Source organism: Georgenia sp. Z2081, assembly GCF_055326445.1.
The window spans coordinates 30,246-48,582 of record NZ_JBUZNK010000015.1; the positions used below are offsets into that span (position 1 = coordinate 30,246).

The window sequence follows — 18,337 nt, forward strand, 5'->3', positions numbered from 1 at the left end:
GAGGAGCGGTGCGCCCCGGCCGAACGGGTAGGCTGGTCCGGTTGCCACGGGGTGTGGCGCAGCTTGGTAGCGCGCTTCGTTCGGGACGAAGAGGTCGCAGGTTCAAATCCTGTCACCCCGACCACGTGGAGGGCCGCTGACCTGCGGAGACGCAGGGAGGTGGCCCTTCGTCGTTCTCGGCCCCGTCCCGGGCCGCCCGGCGTGCCCGATCGGCCCACGCGCTCAGCCGGTCAGGACGACGAGCTGCTGGGTCGCGCGCGTCATCGCGACGTAGCGATCCACGGCCCCCTCGACGCCGTCGCCCCAGGCTGCCGGCTCGACGAGGACGACGAGGTCGAACTCGAGCCCCTTGGCACGCTCGGGGGTCAGCGACGCGACCCGCGGCCGCTCGGGGAACGTCTCGTCACCGATGACGCACGCGACGCCGTCGGTCCGGTCCGCGCTGTCCTCGAGCCACTGGTCGATCACCGCCACGAGCTCGTCGACCGTGCCGTACCGCACCGGGACGCCCGTGCTGCGCACCGACGTCGGGACGGCAGCGTCCGGGAGCACCTCCCGGATGACCGGCTCGGCCCGCGTCATCACCTCACTCGGGGTGCGGTAGTTGACGCTCAGGGTCGCGCGTCGGGCGTTCCCGATGCCGCACCGCGCGAGGCGCTCCTCCCAGGACTCGGGGAACCCGGACCGCGCCTGCGCCCGGTCGCCGACGATCGTCAGGCTCCCCGAGGGGCAGCGCGCCCGCACCATCTGCCACTCGGCGTCGGTCAGCTCCTGCGCCTCGTCGACGACGACGTGGGCGAACGGGCCGGCCAGCACGTCGACCGGCGGCGTCCGGCGGGTGATCCCCGCGTCGAGGGAGGCGCGCAGGTCCTGCCCGTGCAGCATGACGACCGGACTGTCCGGGTCGTCGATCGACTCGAGGATGCGGTCGACGGCGTGGTCGAGCTGCTCTCGCTCGACCTCGGACTCGAGCTCGGCGTAGCGGTCCCCGGCGCTGCGGCCCGGGCCCCCGATGCGACGCCGCGCGGCGTCGAGCACCGGGAGGTCCGCGGTCGTCCACGCCCACCGACCGGCACGCCCGAGCGAACGCACCTCGTCGTCGGTGAGCCACGGCGCGCAGCGCCTCAGGTAGGCCGGCACCTCCCAGAGGTCGGCGACGACGTCGCTCGGGTCCAGCCTGGGCCAGGCCCTCTCGAACGCGTCGGCGAGCTCGTCGTTGCCCAGCAGGGCACGACGCACGCGCACGGGCGTGACCTCGTCGTCCTCCTCGATCTGGTCGATCAGCCCCTCGACCAGCACGTCCCACACCTGGTCGCGCGCCTCGTTGTGCGGCAGGCCGACCTCGGGCGAGCGGAACGCGGTGGCCCAGTCCGTCGTGGAGACCACGAGGTCGGCCCACGGGGTCCCGACGACGAGCGGCTCCGTCGGGGGCTCCTCATAGATCCCGACGGCGGCGTCGACGGCCCGGACGACGTCCGCCGAGGACTTGAGCCGGGCCACCTCCGGGTCCGGCTCCTGCGCCGCGCCCGCCCCTTCCGGGATGAGGTCGCGCAGGGTGCAGGCGCGCACCCCGTCCTCGCCGAGGTTCGGGAGCACGTCGGAGACGTAGGACAGGTAGCGGTCGTTCGGACCGACGAGCAGAACGCCGCGGCGTCGGTGGCCGAGCCTGGGCTCTGAGTGCAGGAGGTAGGCCGTCCGGTGCAGCGCGACCACGGTCTTCCCGGTCCCGGGCCCGCCGTCGACCACCAGCGCCCCGTCCGCGGCGTCGCGGATGATCGCGTCCTGGTCCGCCTGGATCGTGCCGAGGACGTCGCGCATGCGTGGCGAGCGGTCGGCGCCGAGGCTGGCGAGGAAGGCGGAGTGGTCGTCGAGCGAGGCGCGGGACCCGAGCTCGCCGGAGAACACCTCGTCCCAGTAGTCGTTCACACGGCCGCGGCTCCAGCGGTAGCGGCGGCGGGCGGTCAGGCCCATCGGGTCGGCGTGCGTGGCGGCGAAGAACCGCTCGGCGGCCGGCGACCGCCAGTCGACGAGGAGCCGGCGGCCCGCCCGGTCCGTCAGCCCGGTGCGCCCGACGTAGACGGGCTCGTCGCCGTCGCCCGGGACGAGCCGGCCGAGGCACAGGTCCGCGCCGAAGCGCAGGGCCATCCGCAGCCGGGCGGTGAGCCGGTGGACCTCCTGGTCGCGTTCGAGCGCCTGCTGCCCACCCCCCGCGGGTGCGCGGCGTGCCCGCTCCAGGCGGTGGGTGAGGTGCCGGACCCGGTCCTCGAGAGCGGCGGCGACGGCAGCCAGGTGCTCCTCGTCCGGCCCGATCAGGTCGGGGTCGTCCTTGGCTGCCAGGTGGTACGGCAGGTGGAACATGCGTGGCGTGGTCATGGGGCCTCCGGGGGCGCGGGCTGGCGACGAGCCCGCGATACTGCCCCACGAGGGGGGCCTTGCGGCAAGATCCCCCACCCGCCGTACACTTGGGGCAACGGCGGAGGACGGCTCGACGACGAGCGTGACCCGCGTACACCGAGGAAGTTGACGGCGGGTCGCCGCGCCGGACGAGCGGCACGCGCGCACACCCGAGCAACGACGAGGGGCCGCAGGCTGTGTGCCTGCGGCCCCTCGTGATGTCTGCGCTGCCCCGACGAATCCCCCTGCGATCCGTCCGGACGGCGGTGGCAGATCCGTGGCACGTCCCGGCTGTCCCCCCGGATCGTCCGGGACGCGCCACGGTGTACTGCTGCGGACGCCCCCGCGCCCACAACCCATCCTGCCGCCTCGACACGTTCCCGCTCACCGTCACGAGGGTGAACTCCGGAGCGAATGTCTCCACCGCGAGGAGGAGAGAGCACTACCCACGTGCCCGGCCTGCGCGGGGCTCGCCGATGTGGTACCGCTCCTCACGGGCAGGTGGCGAGCGCCTCGTCGATCGTCGCTGCGTACCGGCCCGCGCCCGCGGTGCCGGGGTGGATGTGGTCCGGCCCGAGCAGCTCGGGATCGGCCTCGACGACGGCGGCCCAGTCGGCGACGACGACGCTCGGGTGCCGCTGCGCGGCCTCGTGGATCGCGCCGTTGGCCTCGGGGATCCAGGTGGCGCTGCCCGGTCCGGACCCGGTGACCAGCACGACGCACCGCTCCCCCGCGGCCTCGACGAGCTCGTCGATCTCGCCGGCCCGGACGATGCCGTTCGTCGCGCCGGCCACGACCAGGTGCTCGCGCAACGAGCCGGTCCGCGCCATCTGCTCGACGATGCCGATCTCGGCGAGGAACGACCGGGAGACCTCCGCATCGACCGTCACGCCAGGCAGCGCCTCTCCGAGCGCCGGGCCGGCGGCCAGCGTGACTGAGTCCCCGACGACGCTCACTGCCTCGCCCGGGGTCGGGTCGGCGCCCGGGGTCGGGTCGGCGCCCGTGCTCCCACCGGGGTTCGCCTCGACGTCGGAGGGGGTCTCGCCGCCCTGCCCGTCCGCGCCGTCCGACGAGCTCGGGGCGCCGTCGCGGTCCTGGTCCCCGTCGGGCGTGCCGGGGCCGCCGTCGGAGGGGGTCTCGCCGTCGGAAGCGCCCGGGTCGGCCGCCCCGGGGGCCGCGCCGTCGGGCTCCTCCGCCGGCCCCGGGTACGTCACGACGCCACCGGTTCCGTGGGCGGAGACGAAGAGCTCCTCGGTCGAGGTGCGGTCGGGCGCCTCGTCCACGGCCCAGGCCGTGCCCGTGAGCACGAGCGCGGACACGGCCGCCACGGGTACCGCGAGGGTGGTGACGCGGCGTCGGAGCGAGGCCGCGGCCCCGCGCAGGCCGAGACGCCGGAACGGGGTCTCGACCCAGCGGTAGCTCGCCTCCGCCGCGAGGAGCGTCGCCGCGAGCACCCCGAGCGCGACGAGGCGCGGGTCGGCGTACGGCCAACGGGCCTGGGCGAGGACCAGCAGCGGCCAGTGCCACAGGTAGATCGAGTACGAGCGCTCCCCGAGCCACACCACGGGCGGGAGCTCGAGCGCTCTGGCGAGGGAGCGGCCGGGCGACCGGGAGAGGACGGCCGGCGTCATCGCCTGGACCACGAGCGCGGCGAGGACCGAGGCGGCCAGGAGCAGCCACGGGGTGGCGAGGTCGCTCGCCGCCGTCCCGAGGACCGCCAGGCCGACCAGCCCCGCGAGCGCTGCCCACCCGGCGAGGCCGCGGATCGCACCCAGGGCCGGCTCCGTGCCCCTCGGGGCGGCGCCACGGGCGGGGTGGCCGGCGGGGTACCAGAGTCCGTCGCCGGCTCGCGCAGGGGCCGGGGCCAGCGCGAGGGCGAGCGCGGCGCCGAGCATGAGGCCGTAGAGGTGGGTGTCCGTGCCCAGGTAGGCGCGCGAGCCGCCGAGGCCGGCGGCCAGCGCCACGGACCCGGCGCCGATCCCGAGGGCCAGGTGGGGCCGGACGCTGCGCGGGGCTCGCCAGATCACGAGGAGCGCGAGCGGCCACAGGAGGTAGAACTGCTGCTCGACGCCGAGGGACCACGCGTGTGTGAGAAGTGCCGGCGTCTGCTGGTCGAAGTAGCTCTGGCCGTCGGCGACCTGGACCCAGTTCGCGGTGAAGGTCAGCGTCCCGGCGAGCTGGCGGCCGATCCGGACCAGCACGTCGCCGCCGACGAGCCCCGCGAGCGCCGTGACGACGAGCGCGCACACGGCCACGGCGGGGGCGAGCCGGCGGAACCGACGCACGACGAACCCGACGACGTCGACCGACCCGGTGCGGCCGATCTCGCGCACGAGCAGCGAGGTGATGAGGAAGCCGGAGACGACGAAGAAGACGTCGACGCCGATGTTGCCGGCCGGGGCGAGCCCGGGCAGCAGGTGGTAGACGAGGACAAGCGCGCAGCCGAGCGCGCGCAGGCCGTCCAGACCCCTGATGCGTCCACCCACCGACATGCGGCGCGCTCCCTCCCCTTGGTGGCCGCCCGGTCAGGACGGCGGCACCATGGAACACCACAAGCCACTCGAGTCACAGAAGACACGCGGGTCACAGCCGTCACGCACCGGCGCGGTGGACGCACCGGCGCGGTGGACGCAGCTGTACGGCGGACGCGCGCGGCCGGGGCCGCGGTACGGGCGCGCAGGACATCCGCAGAGGTTCGTGCGGGCACGGAACGACCGCGGGGCCCGCGGACCCACAGGTCCACGGGCCCCGCGCGGGCGTCCCGGAGGTCAGCCGGCCAGCTCGGCCGCGAGCAGCTCCCCGATCTGGACGGTGTTGAGGGCGGCACCCTTGCGCAGGTTGTCGCCGACGACGAACATCGCGATCCCGCGACCGTCCGGGGCGGCGCCGTCGGCGCGGACACGGCCCACGAGCGTCTCGTCCCGGCCCGTTCCCTTGAGCGGGGTCGGCAGGTCGTCGAGGGCCACACCGGGGGCCGTGGCGAGCACCTCGAGGGCCTGCTCGGGGCCGATCTCCCGCTCGAACTCGGCGTTGACCGACATGCCGTGGCCCGTGAAGGTCGGGACGCGCACGCACGTGCCGGACACGCGCAGCTCCGGCAGCTCGAGGATCTTGCGGGACTCGTTGCGCAGCTTCTGCTCCTCGTCGGTCTCCCGCGAGCCGTCGTCCACGATGCTCCCCGCGAGGGCGACGACGTTGAAGGCGATCGGCTCGGCGTAGACCTCGGGGGCGGGCAGGTCGACGGCACCGCCGTCCAGGGCGAGTGCCTCGATGTCCTGCGTGACGCCCGCACGGACCTGGCCGGCGAGCTCGCGCACGCCGGCGAGACCGGAGCCGGAGACCGCCTGGTAGCTCGTCACGGTGAGGCGGACCAGCCCGGCGGCCTCGTGCAGGGCCTTGAGGGCCGGCATCGCGGCCATCGTCGTGCAGTTGGGGTTGGCGACGATCCCCTTGGGGCGGGCGGCCACCGCGTGCGGGTTGACCTCGGAGACGACGAGCGGGACCTCGGGGTCCTTGCGGAACGCGGAGGAGTTGTCGACGACGACCGCACCGGCCTCGGCGAACCGCGGCGCCCACTCCCGCGAGGTGCCGCCTCCCGCGGAGAACAGCGCGACGTCGATGCCCGCGAGGTCGGCGGTCTCGATGTCCTCGACCACGATCTCCTCGCCCCGGAACGGCAGGCGCGTGCCGGCCGAACGGGCGGTGGCGACGAAGCGCACGTCCGCCGGGGAGAGCTCGCGCTGCGCGAGGAGCTCGCGCATCACGCGTCCGACCTGTCCGGTCGCACCGACGACCGCGACCTTGAGTCCCTTCATCGCCCGGTCCCTCCGTACACGACGGCCTCGGTGTCCTGCGCGTCGAGGTCGAAGGCGGTGTGGACCGCGCGCACCGCGGCCGTCAGGTCCTCGCCCCGCGTGACGACGGAGATGCGGATCTCCGACGTCGAGATCATCTCGATGTTGATGCCCGCGTTGTACAGGGCGTCGAAGAGGCGCGCGGAGACGCCCGGGTTCGAGCGCATGCCGGCGCCCACGAGCGAGAGGAGGCCGACCTCCTCGTCCGCGCGCAGCTCGCCGTACCCGATCTCCTCCCGGGCGGCCTCGAGCGCGCGCCGCGCGGCGGCGACCTGCGTGGTGGGGAGCGTGAAGGAGATGTCGGTCGTCCCCGTCGCCTTGGCGGAGACGTTCTGGACGATCATGTCGATGTTCGCCTCGGCGGCGGCCACGACCCGGAAGAGCCGCGAGGCGGAGCCGGGGATGTCCGGCACGTCGACCACGGTGATCTTCGACTGGCTCTCGTCGTGGGCGATGCCCGAGATGATCGGTTCTTCCATGTCGGCTCCCTCGTAGGTGTCCTCGGAGGTGACCAGGGTCCCCTCCAGGTTCGAGAACGACGAGCGCACGTGCAGCGGCACGCCGTAGCGGCGGGCGAACTCGACGGCCCGCAGGTGGAGGATCTTCGCCCCGTGGGAGGCGAGCTCGAGCGTCTCCTCGAACGAGATCCGTTCGATCTTCCGGGCCTTGGGCACGATGCGCGGGTCGGCGGTGAACAGGCCGTCGACGTCGGAGAAGATCTCGCAGACGTCGGCGTCCAGCGACGCGGCGAGCGCGACGGCGGTCGTGTCGGAGCCGCCGCGGCCCAGCGTGGTGACGTCGTTGCGCTCGTTGACGCCCTGGAAGCCGGCGACGATGGCCACCTGGTCGTCCTGCAGCGTCTGCAGGATCCGCTCGGGCGCCATCTTGACGATGGACGCGCGCCCGTAGTTGATGTCGGTGACGAGGCCGGCCTGCTGACCGGTGTAGGACCGGGCGCGTACACCCTCACCCGTCAGCGCCATCGCGAGCAGCGACATCGAGATGCGCTCGCCGGCGGTCAGGAGGATGTCGAGCTCGCGGGCCGGCGGGTCGTCGGGCATCACCTGGGCGGCGAGGTCGAGGAGGTCGTCCGTCGTGTCACCCATCGCGGAGACGACGACCACGACCTCGTGGCCGGCCTTCTTCGTCGCGGCGATCCGGCGCGCGACCCGCCGCAGCGCCTCGGCGTCACTGACGGAGGACCCGCCGAACTTCTGCACGACACGTGCCACTGCGGTGCCTCCCGCTGGTCGATGGTGTGCCGACGGATCAGGCCACCGCCGACGTCGTCGTGCCGACAAGGATAGGGCGGCCGCCCGAGGGCCGGACAGGTGGTCCCGATCCGCGGACCCGAGTGACGCCTCACACGGGGTCCCGTCGTAGCGGGGGCCACCGTCGCGGGGCCCGGTCACCACCAGCCGAGCTCGTCACCCATCTGCCAGCCCAGCCGCACGACGAGGACCGAGACGACGACGACGAACACCACGCGCACGAACCCGGACCCGCGGGCGACCGCCGTGCGGGCCCCCAGGTAGCCGCCGGCGAGGTTGCCGACGCCGACGGCGAGGCCCGCCGCCCAGACCACGTGGCCCGCGGTGACGAAGAAGAGCAGCGCGCCGAGGTTGGTCGCGAGGTTGACGATCTTGGCGATGCCGGAGGCCTGGAGGAACGCGTACCCGAGCAGGCCGACGAGGCTGATGACGAGGAAGGATCCGGTGCCGGGGCCGAGCACGCCGTCGTACATGCCGATGACGGCGCCGATCGCGCAGGCCGCGGCGAGGTGCCGCCGGCCGGTGAGCCGCAGCGCGTTGTCGCGGCCGACGCTGGGCCGGGCCACCGTGTAGACGAGGACCGCCACGCAGGCGCCGAGGATGATCGGGGTGAACGCCTGCTCGGGGATCGAGGAGGCGATCGCCGCGCCGCCGACCGCCGCGAGCAGCGCGGCGCCCGCCATCGGGAGCGCGGTGCGCAGGTCGACGTGCACGCGCCGGTAGTAGGTGATCGAGCTGACGGTCGTGCCCATGATCGAGCCGACCTTGTTGGTGGCCACGGCCGCGAGCGGGCTCATCCCGGGGACGAGGAGGAGGGCGGGGAGCTGGATGAGGCCGCCGCCGCCCACGACGGCGTCGACCCAGCCGGCGGCCAGCCCCGCGAGGGCGAGCAGCAGGAGGACCGTGAGGTCGATCTCGGGCACGGCCGGGGCTCAGGACGAGATGCGCGTGCGGCCCTCGAACGACCGGCCGAGGGTGACCTCGTCGGCGTAGTCGAGGTCGCCGCCGGCGGGGAGCCCGACGGCGAGGCGCGAGACCGGGATCTCGAGCTGTCCGAGCAGGCGGGTGAGGTAGGTGGCCGTGGCCTCGCCCTCGATGTTGGGGTCCATGGCGAGGATGACCTCCTCGACCGGGTGCTTGCCGATGCGGGTGAGCAGGTCGGCGATCCGCAGGTCGTTCGGGCCGACCCCCCGGAGCGGATCGATGACTCCCCCGAGCACGTGGTACCGGCCGCGGAACTCGCGCGTGCGCTCGATGGCGACGACGTCCTTGGGCTCCTCGACGACGCACAGCAGCGCGTAGGTGCGGCGCTCGTCGGCGCATATCCGGCACAGCTCGGCCTCGGCCACGTTCCCGCACTCGTCGCAGAACCGGACCTTGGCCTTGACCTCGACGAGGGCCGTGGCGAGGCGGGCCACGTCCTCCGGGTCGGCGGCGAGCACGTGGAACGCGATGCGCTGGGCAGACTTCGGCCCGATCCCGGGCAGCTGCCCGAGCTCGTCGATCAGGTCCTGAACCGCGCCGTCGTACACGCGGGAAGCCTACGTCCCCGGGGGGACATCGGCGCCCGGTGACCGTTTCTCGAGGATCCGCGCGCCGAACGCGGAGATCAGCAGGTCGACCCCCATGAGGCCGGACTGGTCCGCGTCCTCGTCGTCCGGGGAGGGCTGGTCGTCGGCCGGGTCGACCCGGGGCCGGGCCGGGCGGTCCTGACCGGTGCCACCCGGTCCGGTGCCGGCGCCCCGCCCGGCGTTCCCCGCAGGCTCCTCGCCGCCGTCGAGGGGTCGCTGCCCGGGCAGCACGACGGGCGGCGGCTCCGGACCGTCGTCCTCGGGTGCGTAGCGCTCGTCCGGGGGCGGGTGGTCGCCGTACACGCCCCGGTCCGCGGTGTATGCGCCGGCGCCGTCGCGCCCGGCGCCGGGCCCGTACGCCTCGGAGCCGGCCGCGTCAGGACCCTCCGTGTCGGAACCGTCCACGTCGGGACCGGCCGCGTCCTGGTCCGGGCCGACGACGGAGCTCTCGTCGACGGCCTCGCCCACCGGGCCGCGCGGCCCGGCCGGGGCGGACCAGCCGTCCTCGTCCGCGACCTCGGGCCCGGGCAGGTCGGCGAGATCGTCCTCGTCGGGACTCGCGGTCACGCCCGGCCCCGCGCCCGGACCGCCGGGTGAGCCGGGCGACGTCGCTGCGCCGGGCGAGGTCGACGACGTCGGAGCGGCCGGCGACGTCGACGACATCGGTGTGGTGGGTACGGGTGCCACGGACGCCGGAGCCACGGAAGCGGCCCGTTCCGAGGCCTCGTCCCCGGCCGCGGCCTCTCGCAGGGCTCGGCCGGGCACGGCCACGGCCGGCCAGCCGTCCGGACCCACCGGCGGCGGGGCGGGCGTGCGGGACTCCGTCGCCTCTGCGCCCACCGGCGGCGGGGCGGGCGTGCGTGACTCCGTCGCCTCGTGGTCGACGGAGGCACCCGACGCAGGCTGGCCGTCGGCGGGCGGGCCCGGGTCGGTCTCCGGCTCCGCGTGGGCGTGCGAGGACGGCCCGCCGTCCGGGTCGACGGCAGGCTCGCCCTCGGGCGTCAGGGGGACGCCGGGCGTCGGCGCGCCCTGCTCCGGCGGGTGGGCTCCGACCTCGCTGCCGTCCCCGGTGGCCGCGCCGGGCTTCTGGGCATGCGGCGGTGCGTCGAACGGGTCCGCGGGGGGCTCGGGCTCGGGGGCTCGATGACCTGGGTCGTCGTCGGAGCCGCTGCCGCGCGCGCCCGCGGGTCGTCCCGGGCGGGGCGAGCGTCCCCGCGACCCGGACGTCTGGGCGTCCGCACCGCCGCCGGGGGGAGCGCCCGCCACGGCCGACGTCGTGCGGAGCCGCACACCGAACGTGCGGCGCAGCGCCTCCTCGACCGGCTCCGCGTGCCCGCCGTTGCGGAAGGCGTCGGCGAGTCCGGCACTCGGGAAGTCGAGGCGCACCTCGTCCGAGGAGACGTCGCCGACGACGGCGTTCTGCGACACGAGCGCCCAGGTGGCGCGGCGCAGCCCGGCCAGCACCTCGACGACCTCGCTCCAGCGCTTCGAGACCGCCTCCGGGCCGATGCCGTCCGCCGTCCCGTCGGCCGCGCTCGGGCCAGCGGTGCCGTCCGCGGGCATGTCACCCGCGCCGATGTCGCCCTGCGATGCGCCTCCCTGGCCCTCCGGGCGGTGCGGCCCCGCTGGCGTCGGGGCGTCGTCCCGCGCCTGTGCGGTGCCCGACGGCGGTGGCACCTGCCGGTCGGCCGCCGGCTCTGCGGACGGGGCCGGCGGCGGTGCCGCTGCCGCGTCCGCGGCGACTCCGTCCGGGGCCGTGCCCGCGGTCGACGGGCTCGTGGTCGAGCGGCTCACGGCACCCGGACGGTCCGCCGACCCTGCCGGCGACGCGCCCCCGTCGGACGACCCGCCGGACGACGGCGCCACGGGGGGCGAGAGCATGTCGCGCCAGTCCGGCGCGACCACGGGCTCCGGCGGCACCTGCGCGGGCTCGCTCCCCGACCCGGCGGGCGCGGCCCCCGCGTCCGACACCTGCCCGCCCGCGGACGAAACGCCCGGGCCGGGGTCGACCTCCGTGCGGGCATCCCCTGCATGGCGGCCTGCGGCGAGCGGACCGGCACCCTCGATCTCCCGACCGACGTCGCCGCCGGTCGTCGCGCGCCCGGGTGCACTCCCTCGGGCGGGCGGCGCCTGCGGTGCCGACGCGCCGCCGTCGTGGGCGATCGCCCCGCCCGAGGCGAGGGCCTGCTCGACCGTCTCGACGCGCGCGAGGATGCCGGCCTCCGCGTCCCCGACGCCGGGCAGCAGGATCCGCGCGCACAGCAGCTCGAGGTGCAGGCGCGGGCTCGTGGCCCCGGTCATCTCCGACAGGGCGGCGTTCGTCAGGTCGGCGGCCCTGCTCAGGCGGGCGGAGCCCATGCGCTGGGCCTGGTCCTGCATGCGCGTCAGCTGGTCCTGCGGGACCCCGCGGAGCACGGAGTCGGCCTGCTCCCCGGCGACCGAGATGACGACGAGGTCGCGGAGCCGCTCGAGGAGGTCCTCGACGAACCGTCGGGGGTCGTGGCCGGTCGCCACGATGTCGTCGACGACGTCGAACAGCGCTGCGCCGTCCCGGTCGACGAGCGCGTCGACGACCGAGTCGAGCAGCGCAGAGTCGGTGAACCCCAGCAGCGCGGAGGCGCGGTCGAGTGCAAGCGTGCCGCCGGCCGAGCCCGCCACGAGCTGGTCGAGGACCGACAGCGAGTCACGGACGGACCCGCCGCCCGCCCGCACGACCATCGGCAGGACGCCCTCGGCGACCTGCACCCCCTCGGCCTCGGCGAGCGAGCCCAGGTAGCCGGTGAGGACCCGGGGCCCCACCAGCCGGAAGGGGTAGTGGTGCGTGCGCGAGCGGATCGTGCCGATGACCTTCTCGGGCTCCGTCGTCGCGAAGACGAACTTCACGTGCTCCGGGGGCTCCTCGACGAGCTTGAGCAGGGCGTTGAAGCCCTGGGGCGTGACCATGTGCGCCTCGTCGAGGATGAACACCTTGTACCGGTCGCGCACGGGGGCGTAGGACGCGCGCTCGCGCAGCTCGCGGGCGTCGTCGACGCCGTTGTGGCTGGCCGCGTCGATCTCGACGACGTCGAGCGAGCCACTTCCCCCGCGCGCGAGCTCGACGCACGAGTCGCACGTCCCGCACGGGGTGTCGGTGGGGCCCTGGGTGCAGTTGAGGCAGCGCGCGAGGATCCGGGCCGACGTGGTCTTGCCGCAGCCGCGCGGACCGGAGAAGAGGTAGGCGTGCGTGATGCGGCCGGTGCGCAGCGCGGCCATGAGCGGCTCGGTGACGTGCTCCTGGCCCACGACCTCCTGGAAGGTGTCCGGGCGGTACCGGCGATACAGGGCTGTCGTCACGGGGTCGACCCTAACCGGGCGAGGGGACACGGTGCGTCGCGTCCCCACAGGGCATGAAGGGACCCCCCGCGCACCCGGTAGAGCCCGCCTACCCTTGCTGCCTTCCGGCCCTGGGGGGGTTCAGCGAGATGCCGCCGCACGGGGGGTCTGGTGACAAGTCTACAAGTCGTGGGGACCGGCGCCGAGGACTGTGGCCCGTCACTCGCCGTCGGGGCGTGAGGCGCCCGGCCGACTCGGGTAGGATCGATCCCCGGTACCGCGCGCCCCGGCACGCGGCCCAGGAGGATTCGCCTAGTGGCCTATGGCGCACGCTTGGAAAGCGTGTTGGGTGCAAGCCCTCGAGGGTTCGAATCCCTCATCCTCCGCAGGGAGAAGCCCCGGATCCGCAAGGGTCCGGGGTTTTTCGTTGCCACGCCGTCGTTTCCATCCACCGCCCGGCGAGATCCGTCGACGGCACGGGGCGTTCCCGGGGCGCGGCGGCCGGGGCGCCGACGCCGCGCGCCATTACCCTGGTGCGATGGACGCAACGAGGCGGGGACGTCGACGGGCTCGCACGACGGCGCTGGTGGCGGCCTCGAGCCTCCTGGTTCTCGCCGGCTGCGGCGGCGACGCACCGTTGACGGCGGACGACGCCGTCGAGCGCGTCGCCACGGCGATGCGCGAGGCACCGACCTTCTCCTTCGAGTGGACCTCCGACATCCCGGACGCCGGCACGACCACGGACGGGGTGGTGCGATACGACGACGAGGGGGAGGTGGATCTCCTCTCGCTCACCAGTCGGGACCACGACGGCTGGGTGACCCTCGAGGTGCGGCTGATCGACGGGACGATGTACGAGCGCACCGGCGGTGCCGGTGAGTACGTGGTCCTCGACGACGAGGCCCGTGCGAACCACATCGAGGGCTGGGACTGGGCGGGCGCCACCGAGGCGTGGGGGGATCCGGAGTCCATGGAGGAGGTCGGCGAGGCCGACGTCGAGGGCACCACGACGGTCGAGTACGAGGTCGACCTCGGCGACCAGGTCCACCGGTGGTGGGTCGACGACGAGGACCGGCTCCTTCGCATCGACACCGGGCCGGACGGTGCGGACGGGATCCTGCGCGACTGGGGCGAGCCCGTCGATGTCCAGGTGCCGGACGGCGTCGAGAGCTCCTGACTCCCGTCCTGCCGACGCCGGCCACGCGCGTCCGCACTGCTGTTGCCCGCCCCACCCGGCGGGCCCGTCCGCGGTGAGAACACCCACTTCCCGCGGGGTCATTAGTTGATAGATTGATTGCGTATTGGTCCGCGAATCGCCCGTCGTCGTCGAGGGGAGGCGAAGTGACCACACAACCCTCGCAGGCACCCGTCCTCATGCCGATCCCGACCATCCCGTCGCCCTCCGGTACGGACGCAGCCACCGGTACCGGTTCCGGCACCCCGCTGCCCACCGACGCCCGCGGCCTGCCCGACCGCTTCGGCCGCCGCGCCACCGACCTTCGGGTCTCGCTGACTGACCGCTGCAACCTGCGCTGCACCTACTGCATGCCGGCCGAGGGCCTCGACTGGCTCCCCACGCCGGACGTGCTGACGGACGACGAGGTCGTCCGCCTCGTCGCCATCGCCGTGCGGGACCTCGGGGTGCGCACGGTCCGGTTCACCGGCGGCGAGCCGCTGCTGCGCCGGGGCCTCGAGCACATCATCGCCGGCACGGCCGCGCTCCGGGACACCGACGGGAACAAGCCGGACATCGCGCTGACCACCAACGCCCTCGGCCTCGACAAGCGCATCGACTCCCTCGTCGAGGCCGGCCTGGACCGGGTGAACATCTCGATCGACTCCCTGGACCGCGAGCGGTACGCCGCGGCCGCTCGCCGGGACCGGCTCCACGACGCGCTGCGCTCGCTCGACGCCGTCGACCGGGTCGGGATCCGCCCGGTCAAGATCAACGCCGTCCCGATCGCCGCCTCCTACCGCGAGGACGCGCCCGAGCTCCTGCGCTTCTGCCTCGAACGCGGCTACCAGCTGCGGTTCATCGAGTACATGCCGATCGGGCCGCGCGAGTCCTGGAAGCGCGGCGAGGTCGTCACCGCCCAGGACCTCCGCGACGCACTGACCGACGCCGGGTTCACCCTCACCCAGCGCCCCGGCCCCCGTGGGTCCGCGCCCGCCGAGGTCGAGGACGTCACCGCTCCCGGCCTGCCCGACGGCAGCGTCGGCCTCGTGGCCTCGGTGAGCGAGCCGTTCTGCGCGGCCTGCACCCGGACCCGCATCACCGCCGACGGACAGGTGCGCTCGTGCCTGTTCGCCACCTCGGAGACCGACCTGCGCGGCCTGCTGCGCGACGGCGCGGACGACGCCGCGCTCGCCCGCCGCTGGCAGGAAGCCATGTGGGGCAAGCCCCGGGCCCACGGCTTCGGCACCGACGACTCCTTCGCCGCCCCTTCCCGCACGATGTCCGCCATTGGAGGCTGACGTGACCACAGAGGCCACGCCCACGACGACGACCACCACGCCCGGCCCGACCGCTGCCGGTACGAGCACCACGGCCGGCACGACCACCGTCACCGTCCGGTTCTTCGCCGGCGCCGCCGAGGCGGCCGGCACCGGCGTCAGGACGGTCGAGGTCCCCGCGGGCGCGACCGTCGGCACGGTCGTCGCCGCGCTGCGCGAGGACGCCGACGAGCGCCTGACGAAGGTCCTCGACGTCGCGACCTGGCTCCTCGACGGGCGCCGCACGCAGGACTCCGCCCCGGTTCCGGCCGGAGCCACGGTCGACTGCCTCCCGCCCTTCGCGGGCGGCTGAGCATGGCCCGACGCGTCGCCGCGGACGTCCTGGAGACCCCTCTGGACCCGGCGGCCCTCACCGAGGCGTGCGCCGACGACCGGTGCGGCGCCGTCGCCACGTTCTCCGGGGTCGTGCGCGACCACGACGATGGCCGCGGCGTCACCGGCATCACCTACAGCTCCCACCCCGACGCCGCGCGGTTCCTCGCGGAGGTCGTCGACGAGTTCACCGACCGGCCCGGCGTGCACGCGGTCGGCGCCCAGCACCGGGTCGGCGACCTGGCGATCGGGGACCACGCGCTCATCGCCGCCGTGGCGGGCGAGCACCGCGCGGAGACCTTCGCGGCGTTGTCCGAGCTGATCGAGCAGATCAAGTCCCGCGTGCCGATCTGGAAGCACCAGGCCTTCACCGACGGATCCACCGAATGGAGCGCCCTCCCGTGAGCCCCGCACCCGCCCCCCTGCCCTCGCTCGAGATCCCGCTCGGCCGGCCGCTCGAGCCGCTGCCGCCGGGCGCCTACGACCGGCACCGCCGGTCGCTCCTCGTCGAGGGCTACGGGGAGCGCGGGCAGCAGCGCCTCGCGGCGGCGCGGATCCTCGTCGTCGGCACCGGCGGGCTCGGCTCGCCCGTGCTCTTCTACCTGGCCGCCATGGGCGTGGGCACGATCTACGTCTCCGACGCCGACGAGGTCGAGCTCAACAACCTCCAGCGGCAGTTCATCCACACCGAGGCCACCGTCGGCACGCTCAAGGCCGACTCCGCCGCCCAGGCGCTGCGTGCCCTGAACTCCGAGATCGAGATCGTGCCGATGGGCCCCGCCACGCCTCAGTCCCTCGACGCGCTGCGCGACGACATCGACCTCGTGATGGAGTGCTCCGACGTCTTCGCCACGAAGTACCTCGTCGGCGACTGGTGCGCCGCGAACGGGAAGCCGCTGGTGTGGGCGAGCGTCATGGCGATGATCTGGCAGGCCTCCGTGTTCTGGACGAGCCCGCCGGCGCCCTGGCGCCCCCTCGCGCTGCGGGACCTCCACGCGGATCCCCCCGCGCCCGGCGCCGTGCAGACCTCTCACGAGATCGGCGTGCTCGGCCCCGTCGTCGGGCAGGTCGCCTCCACCCAGGCCGTCGAGGCCGTCAAGCTCATCGTGGGCACCGGTTCCCCGCTGTTCGGCCGGGTGCTCGTCGGAGACGCACGGACCCAGCAGATGGACCAGCTCGAGTACTCGACCCCCAGGGACGACGCATGAGCCGACTGGTCGACGTCGAGACCCACCTCGGTCGCATCCTGGCCGCGGCCCGCGACGTCGTGGCCGCCGAGCCGGAGCGCACCGTCGAGCGGGTCCCCCTCGGCGCCGCCCGCGGCCGCGTGCTCGCCGCGGACGTCGAGGCGCGCGCCGACGTCCCGCCGTTCACGAACTCCGCGATGGACGGGTTCGCCGTGCGGGCCGCCGACCTCGCGGGCCTGCCCGACGACGCGATCGAGCTTCCCGTGTCCGGCGACGTCGCGGCCGGCGCCGTCCCCGAGCCCCTCGCGAGCGGGACGGCGCAGCGCATCATGACCGGCGCGCCGCTGCCGGACGGCGCCGACGCGATCATCCCCGTGGAGGACACCGACCACTCCCCCGGCCCCGGCCCCGCGCCCGCACGGGTGCGGATCGCCAGGCGTGCCGAGCCCGGCGCGTGCGTCCGGTACCGGGGCGAGGACGTCGCCGTGGGCGACACCGTCCTCACCGCCGGCACCGTCCTCGGCCCGGCACAGGTCGCGGCCGCGGCGTCCGTCGGCCACGGCAGCCTCACGGTCGCCCGCATGCCCCGGGTGCTCGTCGTCACCACCGGGGACGAGCTGGTCGAGCCGGGCGACGCGGCCGCCGTCGGCCTGATCCCCGACTCCAACTCGACGCTCCTCGCGGGCCTGGTCGCCGAGGCCGGCGGCACGCCGGTGCACGGCCGCAGCCGCGACGACGTCGACGCCTTCCGCGCGCGGCTGGACGAGTCGCTGCCCGAGGTCGACCTGGTGGTCACCGCCGGCGGGGTCTCTGCCGGCGCCCACGAGGTCGTGCGCCAGAGCCTCGAGGGCCGCGGCGTCGAGTTCCTGGGGGTCGCGATGCAGCCGGGCAAGCCCCAGGGCTTCGGCACGCTCGACGACGGCACCGGACGGCGCGTGCCGGTGGTCGCGCTGCCCGGCAACCCGGTGAGCGTGTTCGTCGCGTTCCACGTGCTCGTGCGTCCGCTGCTCGCGGTGCTCACCGGCGCGGACCCGGACCGTCCGACGTTCGAGGTCGTGGCCGGCCGCGACTGGCCGACCCCGCCGGGGCGCCGCCAGTACGCGCCCGTGGTCGTCCGGCGCGAGGACGGGGCGCTCGTGGCCGAGCCGCCGCACGCGAGCGGGGCGAAGTCGCACTTCGCGGCCACCCTCGGGCTCGCGGACGCGCTCGCGATCGTGCCGGCCGACGCCGACCGCGTGGCGGCCGGGGACCGCCTCGAGGCCTTCGGTGTCCGAGGATGGGGCGCATGAGCGAGCTCACCCACCTGCGGTCCGACGGCACCGCCTACATGGTCGACGTCACCGCGAAGACCCCCACCGTGCGCGAGGCGACGGCGAGCGCCGCCGTCACGTGCGCGCCGGACACGATGGCGGCCCTGCGCGAGCGGAACGTCCCCAAGGGCGACGTCCTCGCGGTCGCGCGGATCGCCGGCATCCAGGCGGCCAAACGGACGCCGGAGCTGCTGCCGCTGGCCCACGTCATCGGCGTGCACGGGGCGAGCGTCGACCTCGAGCTCCTCGAGGACCGCGTGTCGGTGCGGGCGACCGTGCGGACCGCCGACCGCACGGGGGTCGAGATGGAGGCGCTGACGGCGGTCACCGTCGCCGCCCTGGCGGTGGTCGACATGCTCAAGGGCATCGACCGGACGGTCGCGATCCGCGACGCGATGATCGTCGCGAAGTCCGGCGGGCGGTCCGGGGACTGGGTGCGGCCGGCCGACTGAGGTTGCGGTCGGCCGAGAGGGTCAGCCGGCTGACGAGGCGGTCCGTCGCACGTCCACTGGACCGGCGCGGTCGCTCAGCTGTGTGTGGTCGGGCGTGGGGGGGGGGGGGGGGGGGGGGAGAGAAAAGGAGGGGAAGAGGGCAACCGACAAAAGAAGAGGA

At 74.8% G+C, this 18,337-nt stretch carries 14 protein-coding genes, 2 tRNA genes and 1 other RNA gene; 9 read left to right on the forward strand and 8 right to left on the reverse strand.

From position 1 onward, the window contains the following. Positions 1 to 47 precede the first annotated feature (47 nt). Positions 48 to 124 (forward strand) — tRNA-Pro (locus ACZLKG_RS15680). Between the two features lie 98 nt (positions 125 to 222). Here ACZLKG_RS15680 and helR read toward each other — a convergent pair. The 8 genes from helR to ffs all read right to left on the reverse strand — a co-directional run bounded on the left by helR (position 223) and on the right by ffs (position 12,574). Beyond that, on the reverse strand, positions 223 to 2,373 hold the full coding sequence (helR, locus tag ACZLKG_RS15685; RefSeq protein WP_463649258.1) for an RNA polymerase recycling motor ATPase HelR: 2,151 nt from the start codon (positions 2,371 to 2,373) through the stop codon (positions 223 to 225). Between the two features lie 512 nt (positions 2,374 to 2,885). Further along, positions 2,886 to 4,886: an acyltransferase family protein gene (locus ACZLKG_RS15690; protein ID WP_463649259.1), complete on the reverse strand. Its 2,001-nt coding sequence runs from the start codon at positions 4,884 to 4,886 to the stop codon at positions 2,886 to 2,888. Between the two features lie 276 nt (positions 4,887 to 5,162). Further along, positions 5,163 to 6,209, reverse strand: coding sequence for an aspartate-semialdehyde dehydrogenase (locus ACZLKG_RS15695; protein ID WP_425708008.1), 1,047 nt, complete (start codon positions 6,207 to 6,209; stop codon positions 5,163 to 5,165). Continuing rightward, on the reverse strand, positions 6,206 to 7,480 hold the full coding sequence (locus tag ACZLKG_RS15700) for an aspartate kinase (RefSeq protein WP_425708007.1): 1,275 nt from the start codon (positions 7,478 to 7,480) through the stop codon (positions 6,206 to 6,208). The genes ACZLKG_RS15695 and ACZLKG_RS15700 overlap by 4 nt, the downstream gene beginning before the upstream one ends. A 176-nt stretch (positions 7,481 to 7,656) precedes the next feature. Then, positions 7,657 to 8,442, reverse strand: coding sequence for a TSUP family transporter (locus tag ACZLKG_RS15705; RefSeq protein ID WP_463649260.1), 786 nt, complete (start codon positions 8,440 to 8,442; stop codon positions 7,657 to 7,659). A gap of 9 nt (positions 8,443 to 8,451) precedes the next feature. Then, positions 8,452 to 9,051 carry a recombination mediator RecR gene (gene recR, locus ACZLKG_RS15710; protein ID WP_425708005.1) on the reverse strand — a complete coding sequence of 200 codons (600 nt, stop codon included), beginning with the start codon at positions 9,049 to 9,051 and terminating at the stop codon, positions 8,452 to 8,454. Positions 9,052 to 9,060: 9 nt separating this feature from the next. After that, positions 9,061 to 12,423, reverse strand: a complete 3,363-nt coding sequence (locus tag ACZLKG_RS15715; protein WP_463649261.1) for a DNA polymerase III subunit gamma and tau — start codon at positions 12,421 to 12,423, stop codon at positions 9,061 to 9,063. 54 nt (positions 12,424 to 12,477) lie between these two features. Continuing rightward, an RNA gene (gene ffs, locus ACZLKG_RS15720) (signal recognition particle sRNA small type) lies at positions 12,478 to 12,574 on the reverse strand. Between the two features lie 129 nt (positions 12,575 to 12,703). On the opposite strand from ffs, the gene ACZLKG_RS15725 reads away from it, so the two are divergent. The 8 genes from ACZLKG_RS15725 to moaC all read left to right on the forward strand — a co-directional run bounded on the left by ACZLKG_RS15725 (position 12,704) and on the right by moaC (position 18,177). Continuing rightward, positions 12,704 to 12,788 (forward strand) — tRNA-Ser (locus ACZLKG_RS15725). 152 nt (positions 12,789 to 12,940) lie between these two features. Further along, entirely contained in the window at positions 12,941 to 13,579 is a 639-nt protein-coding gene (locus ACZLKG_RS15730) for a hypothetical protein (RefSeq protein WP_463649262.1), read from the forward strand. A gap of 197 nt (positions 13,580 to 13,776) precedes the next feature. Next, a complete protein-coding gene (gene moaA, locus ACZLKG_RS15735; RefSeq protein ID WP_463649266.1) occupies positions 13,777 to 14,877 on the forward strand; it encodes a GTP 3',8-cyclase MoaA in 1,101 nt (366 codons plus the stop codon). Position 14,878: 1 nt separating this feature from the next. Next, complete coding sequence (locus ACZLKG_RS15740) at positions 14,879 to 15,208, forward strand: MoaD/ThiS family protein (RefSeq protein ID WP_425707983.1); 330 nt, start codon at positions 14,879 to 14,881, stop codon at positions 15,206 to 15,208. Between the two features lie 2 nt (positions 15,209 to 15,210). Then, entirely contained in the window at positions 15,211 to 15,633 is a 423-nt protein-coding gene (locus ACZLKG_RS15745; protein WP_463649263.1) for a molybdenum cofactor biosynthesis protein MoaE, read from the forward strand. Next, the gene (locus ACZLKG_RS15750) at positions 15,630 to 16,436 is read left to right on the forward strand and encodes a HesA/MoeB/ThiF family protein (RefSeq protein ID WP_425707981.1); all 807 of its coding nucleotides are present in this window, start codon (positions 15,630 to 15,632) and stop codon (positions 16,434 to 16,436) included. Before ACZLKG_RS15745 ends, ACZLKG_RS15750 begins: the two co-directional genes overlap by 4 nt. Further along, positions 16,433 to 17,704 (forward strand): molybdopterin molybdotransferase MoeA, encoded by a 1,272-nt coding sequence (locus tag ACZLKG_RS15755; RefSeq protein ID WP_463649264.1) that lies wholly within the window; start codon positions 16,433 to 16,435, stop codon positions 17,702 to 17,704. The genes ACZLKG_RS15750 and ACZLKG_RS15755 overlap by 4 nt, the downstream gene beginning before the upstream one ends. Then, the gene (gene moaC, locus ACZLKG_RS15760; RefSeq protein ID WP_425707979.1) at positions 17,701 to 18,177 is read left to right on the forward strand and encodes a cyclic pyranopterin monophosphate synthase MoaC; all 477 of its coding nucleotides are present in this window, start codon (positions 17,701 to 17,703) and stop codon (positions 18,175 to 18,177) included. The genes ACZLKG_RS15755 and moaC overlap by 4 nt, the downstream gene beginning before the upstream one ends. Positions 18,178 to 18,337: the final 160 nt, after the last annotated feature.